We start from the raw sequence: 15,658 nt of genomic DNA, 5'->3' as shown, positions 1-15,658 counted from the left end.
CGGGTCCAGGAGAAGAGAGCGCAGGCGATCAGCCGGTCGGCGAACTCGGTGGGCTCGACGGTGTCGTCGACGTGGACGGCGTCCCGGTGGGCGTCTCGGTGGGAGTCCCGGTCGGGGTCGGCGTCGGCGTGGTCGTGGGCGTCGTCGGCCCCGCACCCGCGGCCGCTGCCCGGTCGATGGCGGCCTTCATCTTGTTGACCTGGGCCTGGTATTCGCCCAGGTCACTCTTCCTGAGCGCAGCCTGGGCCGCGTTGTAGGCCGCCTGCGCCTCGGCCAGCGCTTGCTTGATCGTCTGGTTGGCCGGTGGATTCTTGGTGCCGTTGGGATCCTTCTCGCCCGTGTTGACCTGGGTGTTGAAGACCTTCGTCAGCGCCTCCTGCAGCGACGACCCGAAGGCGACCTGATCACCGAAGCTGACCAGGACGTACCGGAGTACGGGATAGCTACCTGAACCACTCGTCCGGACCGAGTACACCGGTTGCACGTAGAGCAGACCGCCACCCAGCGGCAGCGTCAGCAGGTTGCCGTACTGCACCCGGGTACCGCTGTTCTGGCTGAACGGCAACAGTGCCTGTCTGATCCCGTCGTCGGTCGCGAACTTGTTCGCGACTTGCGAAGGACCCGGTATCTGCACGTTCCCCGGCAATCGAAGGATCCGGAACTGGCCGTAGTCCGGCGACGAAGCCTCGGAATCGACTGCCATGAAGGCGGTCAGGTTCTCCCGTTGCGCGTTCGGCACGTAGACCGACGTCAGCGAGAACTTCGGGTCGCTCTGGTCCGGCATCCGCAGCGACAGGTAGAACGGCGGCTGGAAAGTGGTCGCCGTATCCGCCGTGGCCGTGCCCTGGGTCGGGTCGGCCGGCACCCGCCACAGGTCGCTGTTCTGGTACCAGGTGCCGGGATCGGTCACGTGGTACTTCGCCAGCAGGTCGCGCTGGACCTTGAACATGTCCTCGGGGTAGCGCAGGTGGGACTTCAGCGACGGCGAGATGGCCGACTTCGGCTTGACCGTCCCGGGGAAGGCCTTCATCCAGGTCTTTAGCACCGGGTCGCTCTCGTCCCACGCGTACAGGTCGACGGACCCGTCGTAGGCGTTCACGACGGCCTTCACCGAGTTGCGGATGTAGTTGATCTGCTCGCTCGGCTGGGACGCGATCGTCCCGCGCCCGGTGGTGGTGTCGCGAGTACTGTCGTCCAGCGCGACCTTCTCCGAGTACGGGTAGTTCGCCGAGGTGGTGTACCCGTCGACGATCCAGACCACCTGTCCGTCGACGATGGCCGGGTACGGGTCGCCGTCCGGGGTCAGCCACGGGGCGGCCTTCTCGACCCGCTCGCGCGGAGTCCGGTCGTAGAGGATCTTCGAGTCGGTGTTCACCCGGCTGGACAGCAGGATGTTCGCGTCCCGGAACTTGGTGGCGTAGAGCAACTTGTTCCCGAACGAGCCGAGCGGAACGCCGCCCTTGCCCTGATAGGTGTTCAGGGTCGGGTCGCCACCCTTCTGGCCCGGTGCCTCCGGGGTGTCCAGCTCGACCGGCGATCCGTTCTTGGCGCCGCCGACGATCGAGTAGTCCGGGGACTGCTCGCCGAAGTAGATCCGCGGCTCGTAGTCACCGAGCTGACCGGTCGGCGGCAGGTCCTTCTCGGAGAACACCGGCGTACCGTCCGGGGCGCGGTCGTTGCCGTTCGCGGCCACCACGCCGAAGCCGTGGGTGTAGACGGTGTGGTCGTTGTTCCAGTTGCGCTGGCCGGCCGGCAGTGCGTCGACCTGCACCTCGCGGACCGCGATCACGGTGTCCCGGATCTGGTTGCCGATCTTGTACCGGTCGACGTCCAGGTCGGTCGGGAACGAGTAAAAACCGCGCACCTGCTGCAACTGCTCGAACGTCGGACCCACCACGGTCGGGTCGATCAGGCGGATGCCCGGCAGTACTTCGGCGTCGGCGGCCAGCTGGTCCGGCTGGGCCGTCGTCTTCGCCTGGTAGTCGGTGACCTTGGTGTTCTCCAGCCCATAGGCCTGCCTGGTCGCCGCGATGTTCTTGCTGATGTACGCCGACTCTTTCACCGGCTCGCTCGGGCGGACCCGGATCTGCTGCAGCGACGCCGGCCACAACGCACCGAGCAGGATCGCCGAGAGAATCAGCACGACGGTGCCGACGCCCGGTAGCAGCCAGGTCTTGCGGACCACGTTCGCGAAGAACAGAGCGGCACAGAGAACCGCGATGACCGCGAGGATCTCCTTGCTGGGCAGGACCGCATGATCACCCGTGTACGAGATACCGGTGAACAATCTGCTGTCCGCGGTGGTCTGGCCGAACCGGTCGAGCCAGTAGCTGAAGGCCTTCAGCAGAACGAGCAGGCCGAGCAGGATCGAGAACTGCACCTGGGCCGCGCCGGAGGCCTTCTGGCCCTTCGCGGACGGCCGGAACCCGCCGTACAGGTAGTGTGTGATGATCGCGGCGACCAGTGACAGCAGGACGATCGAGTAGCCGAAGCCGAGCAGCACCCGCAGCCACGGGTAGTCGAAGACGAAGAACGAGATGTCCTTGTTGAAGTGCTTGTCGGTGACGCCGAACGAGGTCCGGTTCCGCCAGGCGAGGAAGACCTTCCACTCCCCCGACGCGGCCGAGCCGCCGAAGACGAGCATCAGCGTCGCGAGCACGCCGATCGCGATCTTGCCGCGCTGCTGGAGCAGTTCGCCGTACCGTTCGAAGCCGGGGCTCGGCGACGGGGCGAGCGCGACCCGAGGGCGGGTCCGGAACGCGACGATGACGTTCGCGACCACGGCCACGGCCATCAGCAGGCCGACCACCACGAACAGCAGCACCCGGGTGCCGAGCACGGTGCTGAAGACCGAACCGAGGTCGACCGACCGGTACCAGAGCCGCTGGGTCCAGACGTCGGTGAAGACGCTGAACAGGATGAGCAGCACGATCAGGGTGGCGATGGTGGGCAGCAGGGCCCGCGGCCGCTGACCCGGAGTACGCCGGGATTTTCGCGGCTCCTCCGGCATGTCGTAGACGCCGTCGCTCATGATCGGTTCTCCTCGTCGTCACTGCTACCGCCGACCCCAGGGCCACCGGCGGGAGCACTCCCGGCCGACGGCTCGAATGTCAATGACAGTACTTCGCAAAGCGTGGGGACCAAGTCGACACCGGTGAGCACCGCCGTGTCCTCGTCGTGCGAGCGCAACCGGACGGCCCCGAAGCGGTCGCCTTCGCGCAGTACGCCCGCCACCATCCGTACTTCGTGGCGGCGCGGATCACTGCCCGCGAGCCGGGCCAGCTCGGCATCGGATTCGGCGTCCTGCAGGCCCGATTCGACCGCGGCCGGCAGCACGATCCGCTCGACGACCAGGGCGCAGCCGCTGACCCCTTCGGGCCACTCGATCCGGGCCAGCGCGTCGGCGATGTGCTCGTCGTCCATCCCGCCGGGCAGTTCGCCCTGGGCCACCGGGGTGAGCGGCTGGGCCGCGTCGTCGGCGCCGAGCTCGGCCGCGAGCTGCGGTTCCGCGCGGAGCAGTTCGTCGGTCGGGACCAGCGCGAACAACTGCGCGGGCTGATCCCAGCCCGCACTGCTGACGTGCTTCTCGATCTCGATGACCGCCTGACTCAAAGCAGGTTCTACGGAGTGCATGCCGGGACGTCTCCAGTTCCACTGGCCAGTGCTTTCAATGCGCCGATCGCCTCGTGCAGGGTGGTGATCTTCACCAGCCGGATGTCCTTGACGCCGGCGTGCAGGGCCGCCGCGCAGTTCGGTCCCGGGACGAGGAAGACCGTGGCGCCGGACGCCTTCGCGCCGGCGATCTTCTGCTGGATGCCACCGATCGCGCCGACCTGGCCGAGCGCGTCGATGGTTCCGGTGCCGGCGATGTGCTTGCCGTCCAGCAGCGCACCCGGGGTCAGCTTGTCGTAGATGGCCAGCGCGAACGCCGTACCGGCGCTCGGGCCGCCGATGTCCTGGCCGAGGTTCACGCTCACCTTGACCGCCGAATCGACCCCGATCGAGATGCCGACCATCGGGCGGGAGGCGTCACCGGGCGTCGCCGCGGTTTTCACGACCACGGTCTGCTGTACGCCGGCCCGCCGGATCCGGAAGGTGACGTCTTCGCCGACCTTCTTCTTGCGGACCAGCTCACCGACCTGCGGCACCTTGGTGGTGGCCACCCCGTCGACGTCGAGCACCACGTCGCCGGGCTTCAGCTTGCCGTCGGCCGGCGCGCCCTTGGACACCGACGAGACCTTCGGGCTGAACGGCACCGGCACCTCTTGCAGAGCGGCCGCGACGGCGCTGTCCTGCGAGCCGGTCATCTCCGCGGTGTTCTGCTGCTCCACCTCGTCCGCGCTCTGCTCCGGCGGGTAGATGATGTCGCGCGGGAACAGGTCGCGGTGCGGGTCGAACCAGTTGCGCATCGCCTGCGGCAGCGTCAGGTCGCGATCCGGCGACGTCACCGAGACCGTGGTGAGGTCGAGCTCACCGGTGGTCGGGTACGTCTCGTGGCCGGTGATCTCGATCACCGGCTTGTTCCGCGCCGTTCCCAGGGTGTTCTTCACCGGGCCGGGACTGAACGAGACGAACGGCACCGGGAAGACGGTCACCAGTCCGAGTGAGATGACGAGCACGACGATCGAGGTGACCAGCGTGGCGGTACGACGTGTCACGAACCCTGCCCTGCGATCTTCTGGATGAGTCCGCGCAGTCCTCCACGCGGTACGGGAGTGGCGAGCGGGCCGGGTGCGGCCACCGCCTCGTTGAAGCGGCGGAAGTCCTCCACCGACGCGAACGCGCCGCCGGACCGGCGCGGGCCACGGCTCCGCCCCCGCCAAGCCGCCCAGCACATCGCCAGCACGGTGGCGACCAGCGGGAACGCCAGCCACGCCAGGACCTTCATCGGGCCACCTTCATGCGCCCAGCGTACGGGTCAGCAAGTGCCTACCCACTCGCTCGCACCATCGGTGAAGTGCTGGTGTTTCCAAATCGGAACCTCGGCCTTGAGATCGTCGATCAGCCGGCGGCAGGCCGCGAAGGCCAGCTCGCGGTGCGCGGCGGCGACACCGACGATCACCGCGGCGTCGCCGATCGTGAGCGGGCCGGTCCGGTGCACGGCGGCCAGCGCGGTCACCCCGGGGTCCGCGCAGATCCGCTCGGCGACCTCGCGGAGCTGCTTCAGCGCGTCCGGGTGGGCCTCGTAGCTCAGCTCGTCGACCGGCCGGTCGTGGTCGTGGTTGCGGACGGTGCCGATGAACAGCGCGGTGCCGCCGGCCGAGGGGTCGGCGATCGCGGCCAGCACCTCGTCGCTGGACAGCGCGGTGTCGCGGATGTCCAGCAATCTGATCGCCTCTGTCATACCTCTTCCTTACCGCTGGTGGCCTGCGTCACCCGGCCACAGCATGCTCAGGGCGAAATCAGGGTCCGGATACGTTCGCCCATGGAGGAACGGTACGCGGTAACCAGTACGTTGGAGTTGTACGCCCCACTGCACAGGAAGGCCCACTCCGATGAGCGACGAACCGGACAACCCGTTCAAGGGAACTCCGTTCGAGGCCATGTTCCAGCAGTTCTCCGGTGCGGCCGGCGCGGGCGGCGCCCCCGACCTGAACGCGATCTTCGCTCAGGTCCAGCAGCTGCTCAGCGGATCGACCGACGGCAAGCCGGTGAACTGGGACCTGGCCAAGGACATCGCGCGCAAGACCGTCTCCGCCGCCGGCGACCGGTCCGTCACGCCGACCGACAACGAGCGCGTCGCGGACGCGGTCCGGCTGGCCGAGCACTGGCTCGACCCGGCCACCACGCTGCCGGAGGCAACCACCAACTCCGCGGCCTGGAGCCGCGCCGAGTGGGTGGAGAACACTCTTCCGGTCTGGCAGACCGTCGTCGACCCGGTGGCCGAACACGTCGCCGGCGCGATGGGCGGCGCCCTGCCGGCCGAGGCCCAGCAGCTGGCCGGGCCGATGGCGGGCATGCTCCGCCAGCTCGGCGGCTCGATCTTCGGGGCGCAGGTCGGTCAGGGTCTCGGCGAGCTGGCCGGTGAAGTGGTGAGCTCGTCCGACATCGGGCTGCCGCTCGGACCGGCCGGCCAGGCGGTGCTGATCCCGGACAACGTGGCGAAGTTCGCCGAGGGTCTGGGACTCACCGACGAGGACGTCCGGCTCTACCTGGCGCTGCGCGAGTGCGCGCACCAGCGGCTGTTCGCGGGCGTGCCGTGGCTGCGGCAGCACCTGTTCGCCGCGGTCGCCGACTACGCGGCCGGGATCGAGGTCGACTCCGGCAAGATCGAGCGCGCGATGGCCGACGTGGACATGCAGAACCCGGAGGCGATGCAGGAAGCGCTGGCCGAGGGGCTCTTCGAGCCTGAGGACTCCGAGCAGCAGAAGGCCGCGCTGGTTCGGCTGGAGACTGCATTGGCTCTGGTCGAAGGCTGGGTCGACGACGTGGTCCGCGAGGCGACCAAGGATCGGATGCCGGCCGCAGTACAGCTTGCAGAGACCGTACGCCGTCGTCGCGCGGCGGGCGGGCCTGCCGAGCAGACCTTCGCCACCCTGGTCGGGCTGCAGCTCCGGCCCCGGCGGCTTCGGGATGCGGCGAACCTGTGGGCCGCCGTACGGGATGCGCGCGGGGTCGACGGGCGGGACGAGCTGTGGTCACACCCGGATCTGTTGCCGAGCGCCACTGATCTGGACGACCCGATCGGCTTCGCCCAGCACGCCGGCGAGCTGGCCGACATCGACATCACGGACTTCCTGGGGCCCGAGGACGGGGGCGCTCCCCAGGATGCTCCGAAAGACGACGACGGCAAGTGACGCTGCATGACGACGCTGTCGTCACGCTGACCGAGTGGGACGCGCCGGACGCCGAGCAGGCTGAGTTGCGGGAGCACTACCTGAAGTACCTCGCTCAGCACGAGGACGGGATGTGGCGGAGTTCGCGGCCCGAGCATCTGACGGCGAGCGCCTTGGTTCTGGATCCGTCCAGAGCCAGGGTGCTGCTCACGTTGCACAAGACTGTGAACCTCTGGCTGCAGCTTGGTGGGCATTGCGAGGCCGGCGATGTGACGCTGGCCGGTGCGGCGTTGCGGGAGGCGACGGAGGAGTCCGGGTTGAGCGGGCTGACGATCTCGGCCGAACCGGTGCAGCTCTCGCGGCATGAGTTGCTGGCGGGTGGATGCAAGGGCGTCTTCCACCTGGACGTGCAGTTCTTGGTGACGGTCGGGGCCGGTACGGACTACGTGGTCAGCGAGGAGTCGCATGACCTGGCGTGGTTCGGGCTCGACGCACTGCCGGACGGGGTCGACCGGTCGGTCGCCGACTTGGTGAAGCGAGCCCGCGGCGTACCGGGTCTTTGAACGGGTGTGCGGACGATCCCTGTGGTCCGGTCCGCACAGGCTCTCAATTCCTTCCCTGCCCCACCGCCCCGGTCGTTCACGGCGCCCCGGGTCGTCGTCGTTTCCCCCGTCCCTGGGTACTGCCGATCTCACCGCCCCTGAACGGCACCGACAGACCCAGTCACGACGACGACCTCGAGGACACATCCCCAGGTCCCGTTGCAGGTGAAACGAGCTGGAACGAAGAAGGTGACGGCTCAACCACGGCGAAGTATCGCGCGGGTCGCGTCCCAGCCCTCCAGGCCCGGATCCAGTCGCGCAATGTCACCGGCCGAGCGCAATCTGTGCCAACCAGGCCCGATCGCCACCGCATGCCGTCGCGGCTTGATCTCGTCGAGTTCTGCCATTGAAATGCCGAAATCCAGCGTTGGGAGCAACCAGGCGGCTGGAGGCAGGTTGAGGCCGATGGCTACTTGGGTGCCGTCTTCGGAGGGGCAGACGGCTAGGTCGGCTGAGGACAGGGCTCGGAAGAGTTTGCCGATCAGTAGGCCTGGAAGGTCTGGGGCGTCGTGGGTGACGGCGACCATCGCGGCGGCGGAACCGACGGATTCGGCTGCGGCGAGGATCGGGCTGGCGGGGTCCACCGAGAAGACCGGGGTGTCGGGCCAGGTGAGGGCGGAGATCTCTGCGAGAGAGGACTCTGTGCCGCCGGGAACTGCGATGGCTACGTCTACTCGGTCCAGGGAGGCCAGGACTTCGTAGGTGTCTTCGGCTAGGGCCAGGCGCCAGGCTTCTGGAGAGCGGCCGGGTGGGGCCCAGGTGCCGGTGGGAGGAACGACCAGTACTACGACCCGTCGGTCCGGTGAGTCGGGCATTGGGTGACAGTAGCCGACTAGGGCTTGGGCGCGATGAGGTCTAGCTTCAGGGCGGTCATGATGGCCTGGGTGCGGTTGGAGGCGCCTAGCTTTTCGTACAGGCGGGCTACGTAGGTCTTGGCGGTGGAGAGGCTTACACAGAGAGAGCCTGCGATCGCACGGACCGAGAGGCCTTCGCCTAGTAGCGCCAGGACCTCGGCTTCACGGGGACTCAGGAGCGGTTGCATCGATGCTTGTTCCCGGCGGGCCATGGCAGTTGCCAGGCCGGTTGCTGTGAAGGAAGTCGCCGCGACGGCTGCATGGCGGATCGCAGCGAGCACTTCGTCCGTAGGCGCTGCCTTGGTGACGAAGGCGGACACTCCTGATTCAAGTGCTTCGAACAGCACATCGTCTTGGCCGTTCGAAGCCAGCAGGACGATCCCTAGGTCGGCGTACCGGCTGCGGAGGCTTCTGGCGAGCTCTAGTCCGTTCGAGTCCGGCAGTACGACGTCCAGAACGAGTACGTCCGGGCGCGTGGAGACGACCATGCTTGCTGCTTCCGCCCCCAGGCCGGTGCTACCTACTACTTGGATGTCCGGTTCGGCATCCGCCAGCCCTGCCAGTCCGTACCGAACCAATGTGTGGCCGTCAACGACAACGACCTTGACCTGCTCGTTCATGTAGTTCCCCCGAGGACCAACCTAGGTACAGCAAGGCCGCAGTGCCATAGCTCAGCCCGGGCGCCACCACCCGAGCACGGTGACCTGACGCCGACCGGCGGTGGGTGAACCCGGGTTGGTGTCGACCAGGCCGACCTTCGCTTGCAGCGCCGGGCGACCACTCGGCAAGCAGAGCAACGCGTTCGGGCACACGTACGCCTTGAGGTGCAGCGCCAAGCTGAACCCAGGCGTGTCGTCTGGCAGGTCGAACGTCACCCCGGTGACCTTGCCCGTCACCGACACCCGCAAAGCACGAATCACCGCACCCGCCCGGAATCCGGTGCCGTCGGAGCTGATGGTGAGGTCCACTACTCCGTCCGGCGCGTAGATGCTGCCTGCCACGGAGAAGCGCCCAGTGGCTCGTACTAGCGCACAGGCGCTCCCACCACCGGCGTACGGGCCGTCTAATACGCAGCCGCTCGCCTTGCGGAGTGCAGGTGGCGTGTAGGTGAGCTCCAGCCGCACAGCGTCGATGTCCTCGACGTCGTCCTTCGCTACCAACCCGGCGGTCATCGTGAGGCTCGCTCCCGTAAACGTGCCGTCGTAGATCGCACCTGCCAAAGCCCCTGTCCGCTCCGCGTCCAGTGGCAGAGTCTCAGTCCCGTACGCCGTTCCGCCTGGCACCCCGCCAGCCGTCACGGTCAGAGGTGTTCCCGACCCGACATCGACCGAGACAGCCAGCTTGTCGGTCGTCGCCACGTCCTTGTGCCGATGGGTGATCTTCAGCGCCGCAGACTCCAGTACCGAGCCAGCTGGGACGGCGCTGGCCGCGTAACCGCTCATGGGAAGTACTGCAGTGTCCGGAGCCTTCGTGCTCTTCCAGGTCGCCGCGACCCCGTCCACTGTCGCCAGCCGGCTCGGAGTGGCTGTGAGGAGGAAGGGGCTCAGCAGAGACGCCGAAGTCGGCTTCAACGCATCGGCACCCGTTCGGTCCGTCAACGCTGCTTCGCCAGAAACCAGTCCGTAGAGCGCGACTGGTGGCGCCGAGGACGAGTAGCTGCCGCACAGCTCAGCCCGGCCGTTCCCGATCACCAGCTGACTGTCGCCGCCGAAGACGAACTGCACCCCACCCGTGGAGCCGGCGAGCGGCGATGCGCAGGCGCCGGGAATCGCGGCGGGCACGGGTGGGGCTGCCAAGGGAGAGCCGGCCGCGTTGACCGGCGTACCGGCGACCAGGTTGCCGTCGTCGACGGTCCAGACGTCGGAACCGCTGCCCAGCAAAGGATTCTGGCTGTTGTGGAAGTCGAAGTAGTAGGCGCCGGGCTTGAACCACCAGGTGCTGCCGTGGCAGGAGCTGGCGCCGTTCATCATGCGGGTGAGTCCGACGGCGTCGTCGTAGTACCCGGGCAGGAAGGTGACGACTGAGCCCGCCTTCGTGCAGGGCGGGAGTTCTCGGTGGGCTGGGGCTGTGGTCAGTAGGGACGAGTACTGGGGGTCGTCGCCGGCTGGGAGTGTGCCGAGACCGAGGTTGCAGAGGGCGGAGGTGATGCCTGAGCAGAGGCCTCTTGCCGAGACGGTGCCAGACGCGCTGAGCTGGCCGGCTGAGACGTTGACTGAGGAGTTCGAGAAGACTTTGCCGTGGATGCGGAGGGTTGAGTCTGCCGGCTGGTCGATCGAGATTCCGTCCTCGCCGGGTATCCGGCCGACGGTGAGGATCGCGTTGTCGGGGCGGTTGCAGGTCGATCCGTCGCATTGGACTACTACCTGCTTGGGGTCCGGAGTACAGGTCACTGCTGCTGAGGTTGGAAGCTCCAGGAGGTTGCGGGCCGGCGTGAAGGTCGGTAGCGAGAGGGAGTCTGTGAGGCCGAAGCAGTGTTGGCCGGACTCGCCGCTGTAGGTGCTGTTGCGGAGGTTGTTGATGGCGGCCTGCATGGCGCCGTCGGCTGTATAGGTGGTGGCTGCCTGGTCGCGGAGAGCGTTGCTGACCTTCTGCGCCGAGTCTGCTCGAGTCAGCAAAGCCGACAGAGCTACCCCCACAACGCTGATCACCACTAGTACCAGCAGGAGGGACGACCCACGCTCGTCCCGCTTCATGACTGTCTCCGGAGGCCGGTGAGGGTTATGGGGTAGTCGCCGGTGGAGGGTTTGTTGGCTGTCAGGTGGAGGGTGATTGTTGCGGGGAGAGTTGCTGCGGTGCAGGAGGTTGGGCAGGTTACTGAGACGCTGGTGGGGACTACGTTTTGGACTATTACTACGTCAGAGGTGGGGACTGTTGCCGGGCTCAGACAGGTAGCTCGGTGGAGGTCTTCACCCTGTAGGTAGTAGACGACTGTGGCTGTGCGGCGGGTTGTGGGGATGGTCCAGTCGTCGGAGAGCAGGCGTAGTACGGAGGTTGGTAGCGGGCCGCAGGAATCGTCTTGGGTGTTCAGTTGGACTGAGGGTTTGAAAGGTAGAGAGGGAGTGCCTGCGGTGTAGTCGCGTAGGCCTACCGCAGCCACGTCCTGGGCGAAGTAGACCGCGCTCAGCTGTGCGTCCTGGGAGAGGTCCATCCGGTCCGAGGTTGCGCTCATCTCCCGGAGTGCGTTGATCAGTAGGTCTCCTAGTGCCAGCGAGACCACACCCATCAGGGAGATGGTGATCAGCAGCTCGACAAGGGTGAAGCCGCGCTCACCGCGCTTCAGCTGCACGGCGGATCCTCCACACCACAAGGCCTTCGCAGTACGACGTCCAAGTACTCCGAAGCCCGACCGTCATTGCTCGCCACCGAGATCCGTACCCGCTGCAGACCTCGATCTGGCAAGCACAGTGGCAACCACAGCGCACCAAGAGACCAGTACTGCACGGACCCGGCGACGACCTTCGCTGCGAACCCCTCCGGCGCAACGAAACCTGGAACGGAGTACGACGAGGCGCAGGACACATAGTGGCCGGCGGCAACATATTGCTGCAGCGCCTCGGCATAGTCCCGTACGACGACGCCCGCGGTCGCCTGCTTGCGCTGGATGTCCGACATCAACAGTGTCGTCGTCAGCCCGGACATGACGGCGACGATCGCCACTCCCATGAGCGTGATTGCAACTACCAGCTCCAGCAGACTCTCCCCGCGATCGCCGCGTCCCCGCGGTGGCCGCATCACCCCTGCACCTGCCCGAAGATGCCGTACATCGCGGACACCAGAGCCACGGCGACGAAGCCGACCACGAGGCCCATCACGATGATCACAGCCGGCTCGAACAGTCCGATGAGTTTCTTGAGCTTGTAGTCCAGCTCACCCTCGTAGTACTGCGCAGTGACCTCCAACTGGTTGTCCAGCGTCCCGGTCTCTTCCCCGACCCGCAGCATCTCCGCCGCCGTCGCAGGGAACATCCCAGTAGCGGCCAGCGGCCTGGCGAGCCCCTCCCCCTGCATCATCGCCTCCAGTACGCCGGCCAGCGCGCGCCGGAACACCTTGTTCGGCAGTGATCCCGTGGCGATTCGCAACGCCTGCGGCAGCTGCACACCCGCGCTGACCATCGACGACAGGATCCGGCAGAACCGCTCCACCAAGGCGAACTGAACCGTCGCTCCGACCACCGGGATCATCAGCACGAACCGGTCGCGCAGATAGCGGCCCGCCGTCGTACCGAGCACGTACACCATCAGCAGGATGAACAAGCCCGAGCCGATCAGGATCGCCCACCACCAACTGGTGGCGAAGTCGGTCAGGCCGAGCAGGATCCGCGTCGCCAACGGCAGCTCCGCGTCGAGGCTCGCGAAGAACTCCTTGAACTTCGGCAGCACGAACCCGGCCAGTACGACCACCGTCACCATCGACATCGCGGCGACCACCGAGGGATAGATCAAGGCTTGTTTTATCCGGCGACGTGCCTCGAGATCGCGTTCCAGGTAACGGGCGAGCTGAGCGAGCACGGTGTCCAGCCGGCCGCTCAGCTCGGCCGAGCGCAGGATGCCGCGGTAGTACTCCGGGAAGATCCGCGGATGCCGGTCGAAGCAGTCCGAGAGTTTCTCGCCGTCCCGGAGCCCGTCCTCGACCTCGAACATCATCCGCCGGACGGTCGCATTGGACGACTCCCGGCCAAGGCTGTGCACCGAGTCGGTGAGCGGCATCCCGGCCTGGACGAACGCGCCGAGCTGCCGGGTCAGGTGCATGACCTCCTCCTGCATGACCCGCCGCGCGGTGATCTCGATCTGCAGCAGGCCAGGCTTCTCCTTCACCCGGATCTGCCGCAATTCCTTTTCGTACAAGGCGAGTTCGGCGTCTTCGCGGCTCTGCGCCCGGGTCGTGCCGCGGGTCGTCCTGCCGTTCGGTTCCACCGCGACGTAGGCGTATCTAGTCACTGTCAGCCCCCCACCGTGTAGATGGATCGGAGAACTTCGGCGACCGTGGTCACGCCGGCCTGGACAAGCCGGGCCGCTTCTTCCTGCAGCGTGCGCATCCCTTGGTGGCGGGCGGTCTTGCGGATCTCGACGAGCGGAGCGCGATCGACGATCAGGTCGCGCAGGGCGTCGGTGACCGGCATCAGCTCGTAGACACCGGTCCGTTCGAGATAGCCGGTGCCGGCGCATTCGTCGCAGCCGACTCCCCGGATCAGCCCGCCGATCGGCACCGCGCTTCCGGCCGACGCGAGGAAGGCTTGCTCGGCGGCCGGCGGTTCGTAGTACTGGCGGCACTTATTACAGATCTTCCGGATAAGCCTCTGTGAAACCACTGCACTAACCGATGATGCGACCAGGAAGTTCTCGATCCCCATGTCCAGCAGGCGATGTACCGCCGTCGCCGTATCGGTCGAGTGCACCGATGAGAGCACGAAGTGCCCGGTCAGCGCCGACTGGACGGCGATCCGGGCGGTCTCGGCATCGCGGATCTCGCCGACCAGGATGACGTCGGGATCCTGCCGCAGGATCGACTTCAGCCCGGTCGCGAAGGTGATCCCGGCCGCCTCGTTGATCTGGATCTGGTTGATCGAGGCGTAGGAGTACTCGACCGGGTCCTCGATCGTCATGATGTTGCGTTCCGGGGTGTCGATCTGGCCGAGCGACCCGTAGAGCGTGGTGGTCTTCCCACTCCCGGTCGGCCCGGCGCAGATCACCATCCCGTACGGCGTACGCAGCAGCTCCGCATACCGCTCGGCCAGCTCGGGGGGCATCCCGAGCTGCTCGAGCCGGAACAGCGGCCGGCTCTTGTCGAGCAACCGCAGTACGACCTTCTCGCCACCGACCACCGCCGCCGTGGAGACCCGGATGTCGACGTCGCGGTCCTCGACCTGCATCCGGATCTGACCGTCCTGGGAGCGCCGTCGTTCGACGATGTTCAGATCGGCGAGCACCTTGATCCGGCTGACCAGGGCAGGCCCGATCGAGCCGGGCAGGTCGAGCTGGTCGCGGAGCGCCCCGTCGACCCGGTACCGGACCCGGATCCGGTGGTCGTGCGGCTCGATGTGGATGTCGGAGGCCCGATCGCGCAGGCCCTGGGTGATGATCAGCTGGACCACCTGGACGACCGGCGCTTCGGTGTTGGCCGACACGGCGGCCGGCGTACGGCGTACGACGTCGTCGCGGGCCTCGAACATCCGGACCCGCTCGTCGATCCCGGCCAGCGCGTTGCCGCCTTCGATCACCGGTTCCACCGCGCTGACCTGGCCGCGGTGCTTCATGGCCGGACCACCGATCGGGGGCGGGCCTCGATCTCGCGCGGATAGGAGCTGCGCGCGACCGCGTCGTCGTACGAGATGTCGCCAGCCTGGACCAGCTGCGAGAGCGACTGTTCGAGCGTCACCATGCCTTCGCGGCGACCGGTCACCAGGGCGTTGCGCAGTTGGTGGGTCTTGCCCTCCTTGATCAGGTTCCTGATGCCGGCGTTGGCGACCATCACCTCGAACGCCGCGATCAGGCCGCCGCCGACGCGTGGCAGTAGGCGTTGATGGACGACCCCGCTGATCGCGGCCGAGAGCTGGACGCGGACCTGCGACTGCTGCTCGGCCGGGAAGACGTCGATGATCCGGGCCAGCGACTGCGCGGTGTCGTTGGTGTGCAGGGTGGCGAAGACGAGGTGGCCGGTCTCGGCGATCGTCAGCGCGAACCGGATCGAGTCGAGGTCCCGCATCTCGCCGACCAGCAGGACATCGGGGTCTTCGCGGAGAGCGGCCCGGAGGGCATCCGGGAAGGACGCCGTATCACTGCCGACCTCCCGCTGGTTCACCGCCGAGCGACGATGCTCGTGCACGTACTCGATCGGGTCCTCGATGGTGATGATGTGGCAGGCCCGGTCGGTGTTGATCTGGTGAATCATCGAGGCGAGCGTCGTGGACTTGCCCGAGCCGGTCGGCCCGGTGACTAGAACCAAGCCTTGATGCAAGCGCGCAAAACTGCCGAGCACGGTCGGCAGACCGAGCTCGGACATGGTCGGGATGCTGCGCGGGATGATCCGCAACGCGAGCGCGGTGTCACCGCGCTGGGTGAACGCGTTCGCGCGGATCCGTGCGTTGTCCCGCCAGGAGAAGGAGAAGTCGTGCTCGTACGTCGTCTGCCAGACGTTCGAGCGATGCGGGTTGAGCACCTCGGCGAGCATGTCGTCGGTGTCCCGCCGGGTCAGCCTCACCTTGTCGCCGGCCGGGCGCAGGACCCCGTGAACACGCAACTGGGGTGCCATGCCGACCGTGAGGAGCAGGTCGGTACCGCCGGCGTTCCAGAGTTCTTCGAGCAGGAGATCGACCCGGCTACCTTGCACGGGAACTTTCATGGAATCCCTTCCGGGGTTCGGTTTTTGCGACCCTCCTCAAGGTCACGTTCGAGGCAGTGGACCGGCCCTCCTCCGAGCCGGTCCACCG

The 15,658-nt window shown here is 67.1% G+C and carries 15 protein-coding genes; 2 read left to right on the top strand and 13 right to left on the bottom strand.

What is annotated here, in order from left to right; all coding sequences use genetic code 11:
* Positions 1 to 28 precede the first annotated feature (28 nt).
* The 5 genes from ABZ004_RS23100 to ABZ004_RS23080 are packed head-to-tail and all read right to left on the bottom strand — an operon-like array spanning position 29 to position 5,344.
* Positions 29 to 3,031 (bottom strand): UPF0182 family protein, encoded by a 3,003-nt coding sequence (locus tag ABZ004_RS23100; RefSeq protein WP_355682584.1) that lies wholly within the window; start codon positions 3,029 to 3,031, stop codon positions 29 to 31.
* Positions 3,028 to 3,633 (bottom strand): PPA1309 family protein, encoded by a 606-nt coding sequence (locus ABZ004_RS23095; RefSeq protein ID WP_355682583.1) that lies wholly within the window; start codon positions 3,631 to 3,633, stop codon positions 3,028 to 3,030. The genes ABZ004_RS23100 and ABZ004_RS23095 overlap by 4 nt, the downstream gene beginning before the upstream one ends.
* Positions 3,621 to 4,658: a PDZ domain-containing protein gene (locus tag ABZ004_RS23090; protein ID WP_355682582.1), complete on the bottom strand. Its 1,038-nt coding sequence runs from the start codon at positions 4,656 to 4,658 to the stop codon at positions 3,621 to 3,623. Before ABZ004_RS23090 ends, ABZ004_RS23095 begins: the two co-directional genes overlap by 13 nt.
* Positions 4,655 to 4,888 carry a hypothetical protein gene (locus ABZ004_RS23085; RefSeq protein WP_355682580.1) on the bottom strand — a complete coding sequence of 78 codons (234 nt, stop codon included), beginning with the start codon at positions 4,886 to 4,888 and terminating at the stop codon, positions 4,655 to 4,657. Before ABZ004_RS23085 ends, ABZ004_RS23090 begins: the two co-directional genes overlap by 4 nt.
* Positions 4,889 to 4,918: 30 nt before the next feature.
* Positions 4,919 to 5,344 (bottom strand): molybdenum cofactor biosynthesis protein MoaE, encoded by a 426-nt coding sequence (locus tag ABZ004_RS23080; protein WP_355682578.1) that lies wholly within the window; start codon positions 5,342 to 5,344, stop codon positions 4,919 to 4,921.
* A gap of 151 nt (positions 5,345 to 5,495) precedes the next feature.
* Between ABZ004_RS23080 and ABZ004_RS23075 the strand changes: the two genes are divergently transcribed.
* On the top strand, positions 5,496 to 6,797 hold the full coding sequence (locus ABZ004_RS23075; protein ID WP_355682576.1) for a zinc-dependent metalloprotease: 1,302 nt from the start codon (positions 5,496 to 5,498) through the stop codon (positions 6,795 to 6,797).
* Entirely contained in the window at positions 6,794 to 7,339 is a 546-nt protein-coding gene (locus ABZ004_RS23070; protein ID WP_355682574.1) for an NUDIX domain-containing protein, read from the top strand. The genes ABZ004_RS23075 and ABZ004_RS23070 overlap by 4 nt, the downstream gene beginning before the upstream one ends.
* Before the next feature lie 236 nt (positions 7,340 to 7,575).
* Here ABZ004_RS23070 and ABZ004_RS23065 read toward each other — a convergent pair whose 3' ends face one another.
* From ABZ004_RS23065 to ABZ004_RS23030, 8 genes are read right to left on the bottom strand one after another with little or no spacing between them, the layout of a single operon-like run.
* Positions 7,576 to 8,193: a hypothetical protein gene (locus ABZ004_RS23065; RefSeq protein WP_355682573.1), complete on the bottom strand. Its 618-nt coding sequence runs from the start codon at positions 8,191 to 8,193 to the stop codon at positions 7,576 to 7,578.
* A 17-nt stretch (positions 8,194 to 8,210) separates the two neighbouring features.
* Positions 8,211 to 8,852 (bottom strand): response regulator transcription factor, encoded by a 642-nt coding sequence (locus ABZ004_RS23060; protein ID WP_355682571.1) that lies wholly within the window; start codon positions 8,850 to 8,852, stop codon positions 8,211 to 8,213.
* A gap of 51 nt (positions 8,853 to 8,903) precedes the next feature.
* Complete coding sequence (locus ABZ004_RS23055; RefSeq protein ID WP_355682569.1) at positions 8,904 to 10,925, bottom strand: hypothetical protein; 2,022 nt, start codon at positions 10,923 to 10,925, stop codon at positions 8,904 to 8,906.
* Positions 10,922 to 11,518: a prepilin-type N-terminal cleavage/methylation domain-containing protein gene (locus ABZ004_RS23050; RefSeq protein WP_355682567.1), complete on the bottom strand. Its 597-nt coding sequence runs from the start codon at positions 11,516 to 11,518 to the stop codon at positions 10,922 to 10,924. The genes ABZ004_RS23055 and ABZ004_RS23050 overlap by 4 nt, the downstream gene beginning before the upstream one ends.
* Positions 11,509 to 11,964 carry a type II secretion system protein gene (locus ABZ004_RS23045; protein WP_355682565.1) on the bottom strand — a complete coding sequence of 152 codons (456 nt, stop codon included), beginning with the start codon at positions 11,962 to 11,964 and terminating at the stop codon, positions 11,509 to 11,511. The genes ABZ004_RS23050 and ABZ004_RS23045 overlap by 10 nt, the downstream gene beginning before the upstream one ends.
* Positions 11,964 to 13,169 carry a type II secretion system F family protein gene (locus ABZ004_RS23040; RefSeq protein ID WP_355682564.1) on the bottom strand — a complete coding sequence of 402 codons (1,206 nt, stop codon included), beginning with the start codon at positions 13,167 to 13,169 and terminating at the stop codon, positions 11,964 to 11,966. Before ABZ004_RS23040 ends, ABZ004_RS23045 begins: the two co-directional genes overlap by 1 nt.
* 2 nt (positions 13,170 to 13,171) lie before the next feature.
* Positions 13,172 to 14,485 (bottom strand): GspE/PulE family protein, encoded by a 1,314-nt coding sequence (locus ABZ004_RS23035; RefSeq protein ID WP_355682562.1) that lies wholly within the window; start codon positions 14,483 to 14,485, stop codon positions 13,172 to 13,174.
* Positions 14,482 to 15,570, bottom strand: a complete 1,089-nt coding sequence (locus ABZ004_RS23030) for a type IV pilus twitching motility protein PilT (protein ID WP_355682560.1) — start codon at positions 15,568 to 15,570, stop codon at positions 14,482 to 14,484. The genes ABZ004_RS23035 and ABZ004_RS23030 overlap by 4 nt, the downstream gene beginning before the upstream one ends.
* Positions 15,571 to 15,658: the final 88 nt, after the last annotated feature.

The organism is Kribbella sp. NPDC006257 (assembly GCF_040613535.1).
Lineage (GTDB): Bacteria > Actinomycetota > Actinomycetes > Propionibacteriales > Kribbellaceae > Kribbella.
The sequence above is the reverse complement of the archived record's forward strand: the minus strand, read 5'-3'. Positions and strand labels throughout refer to the sequence as shown.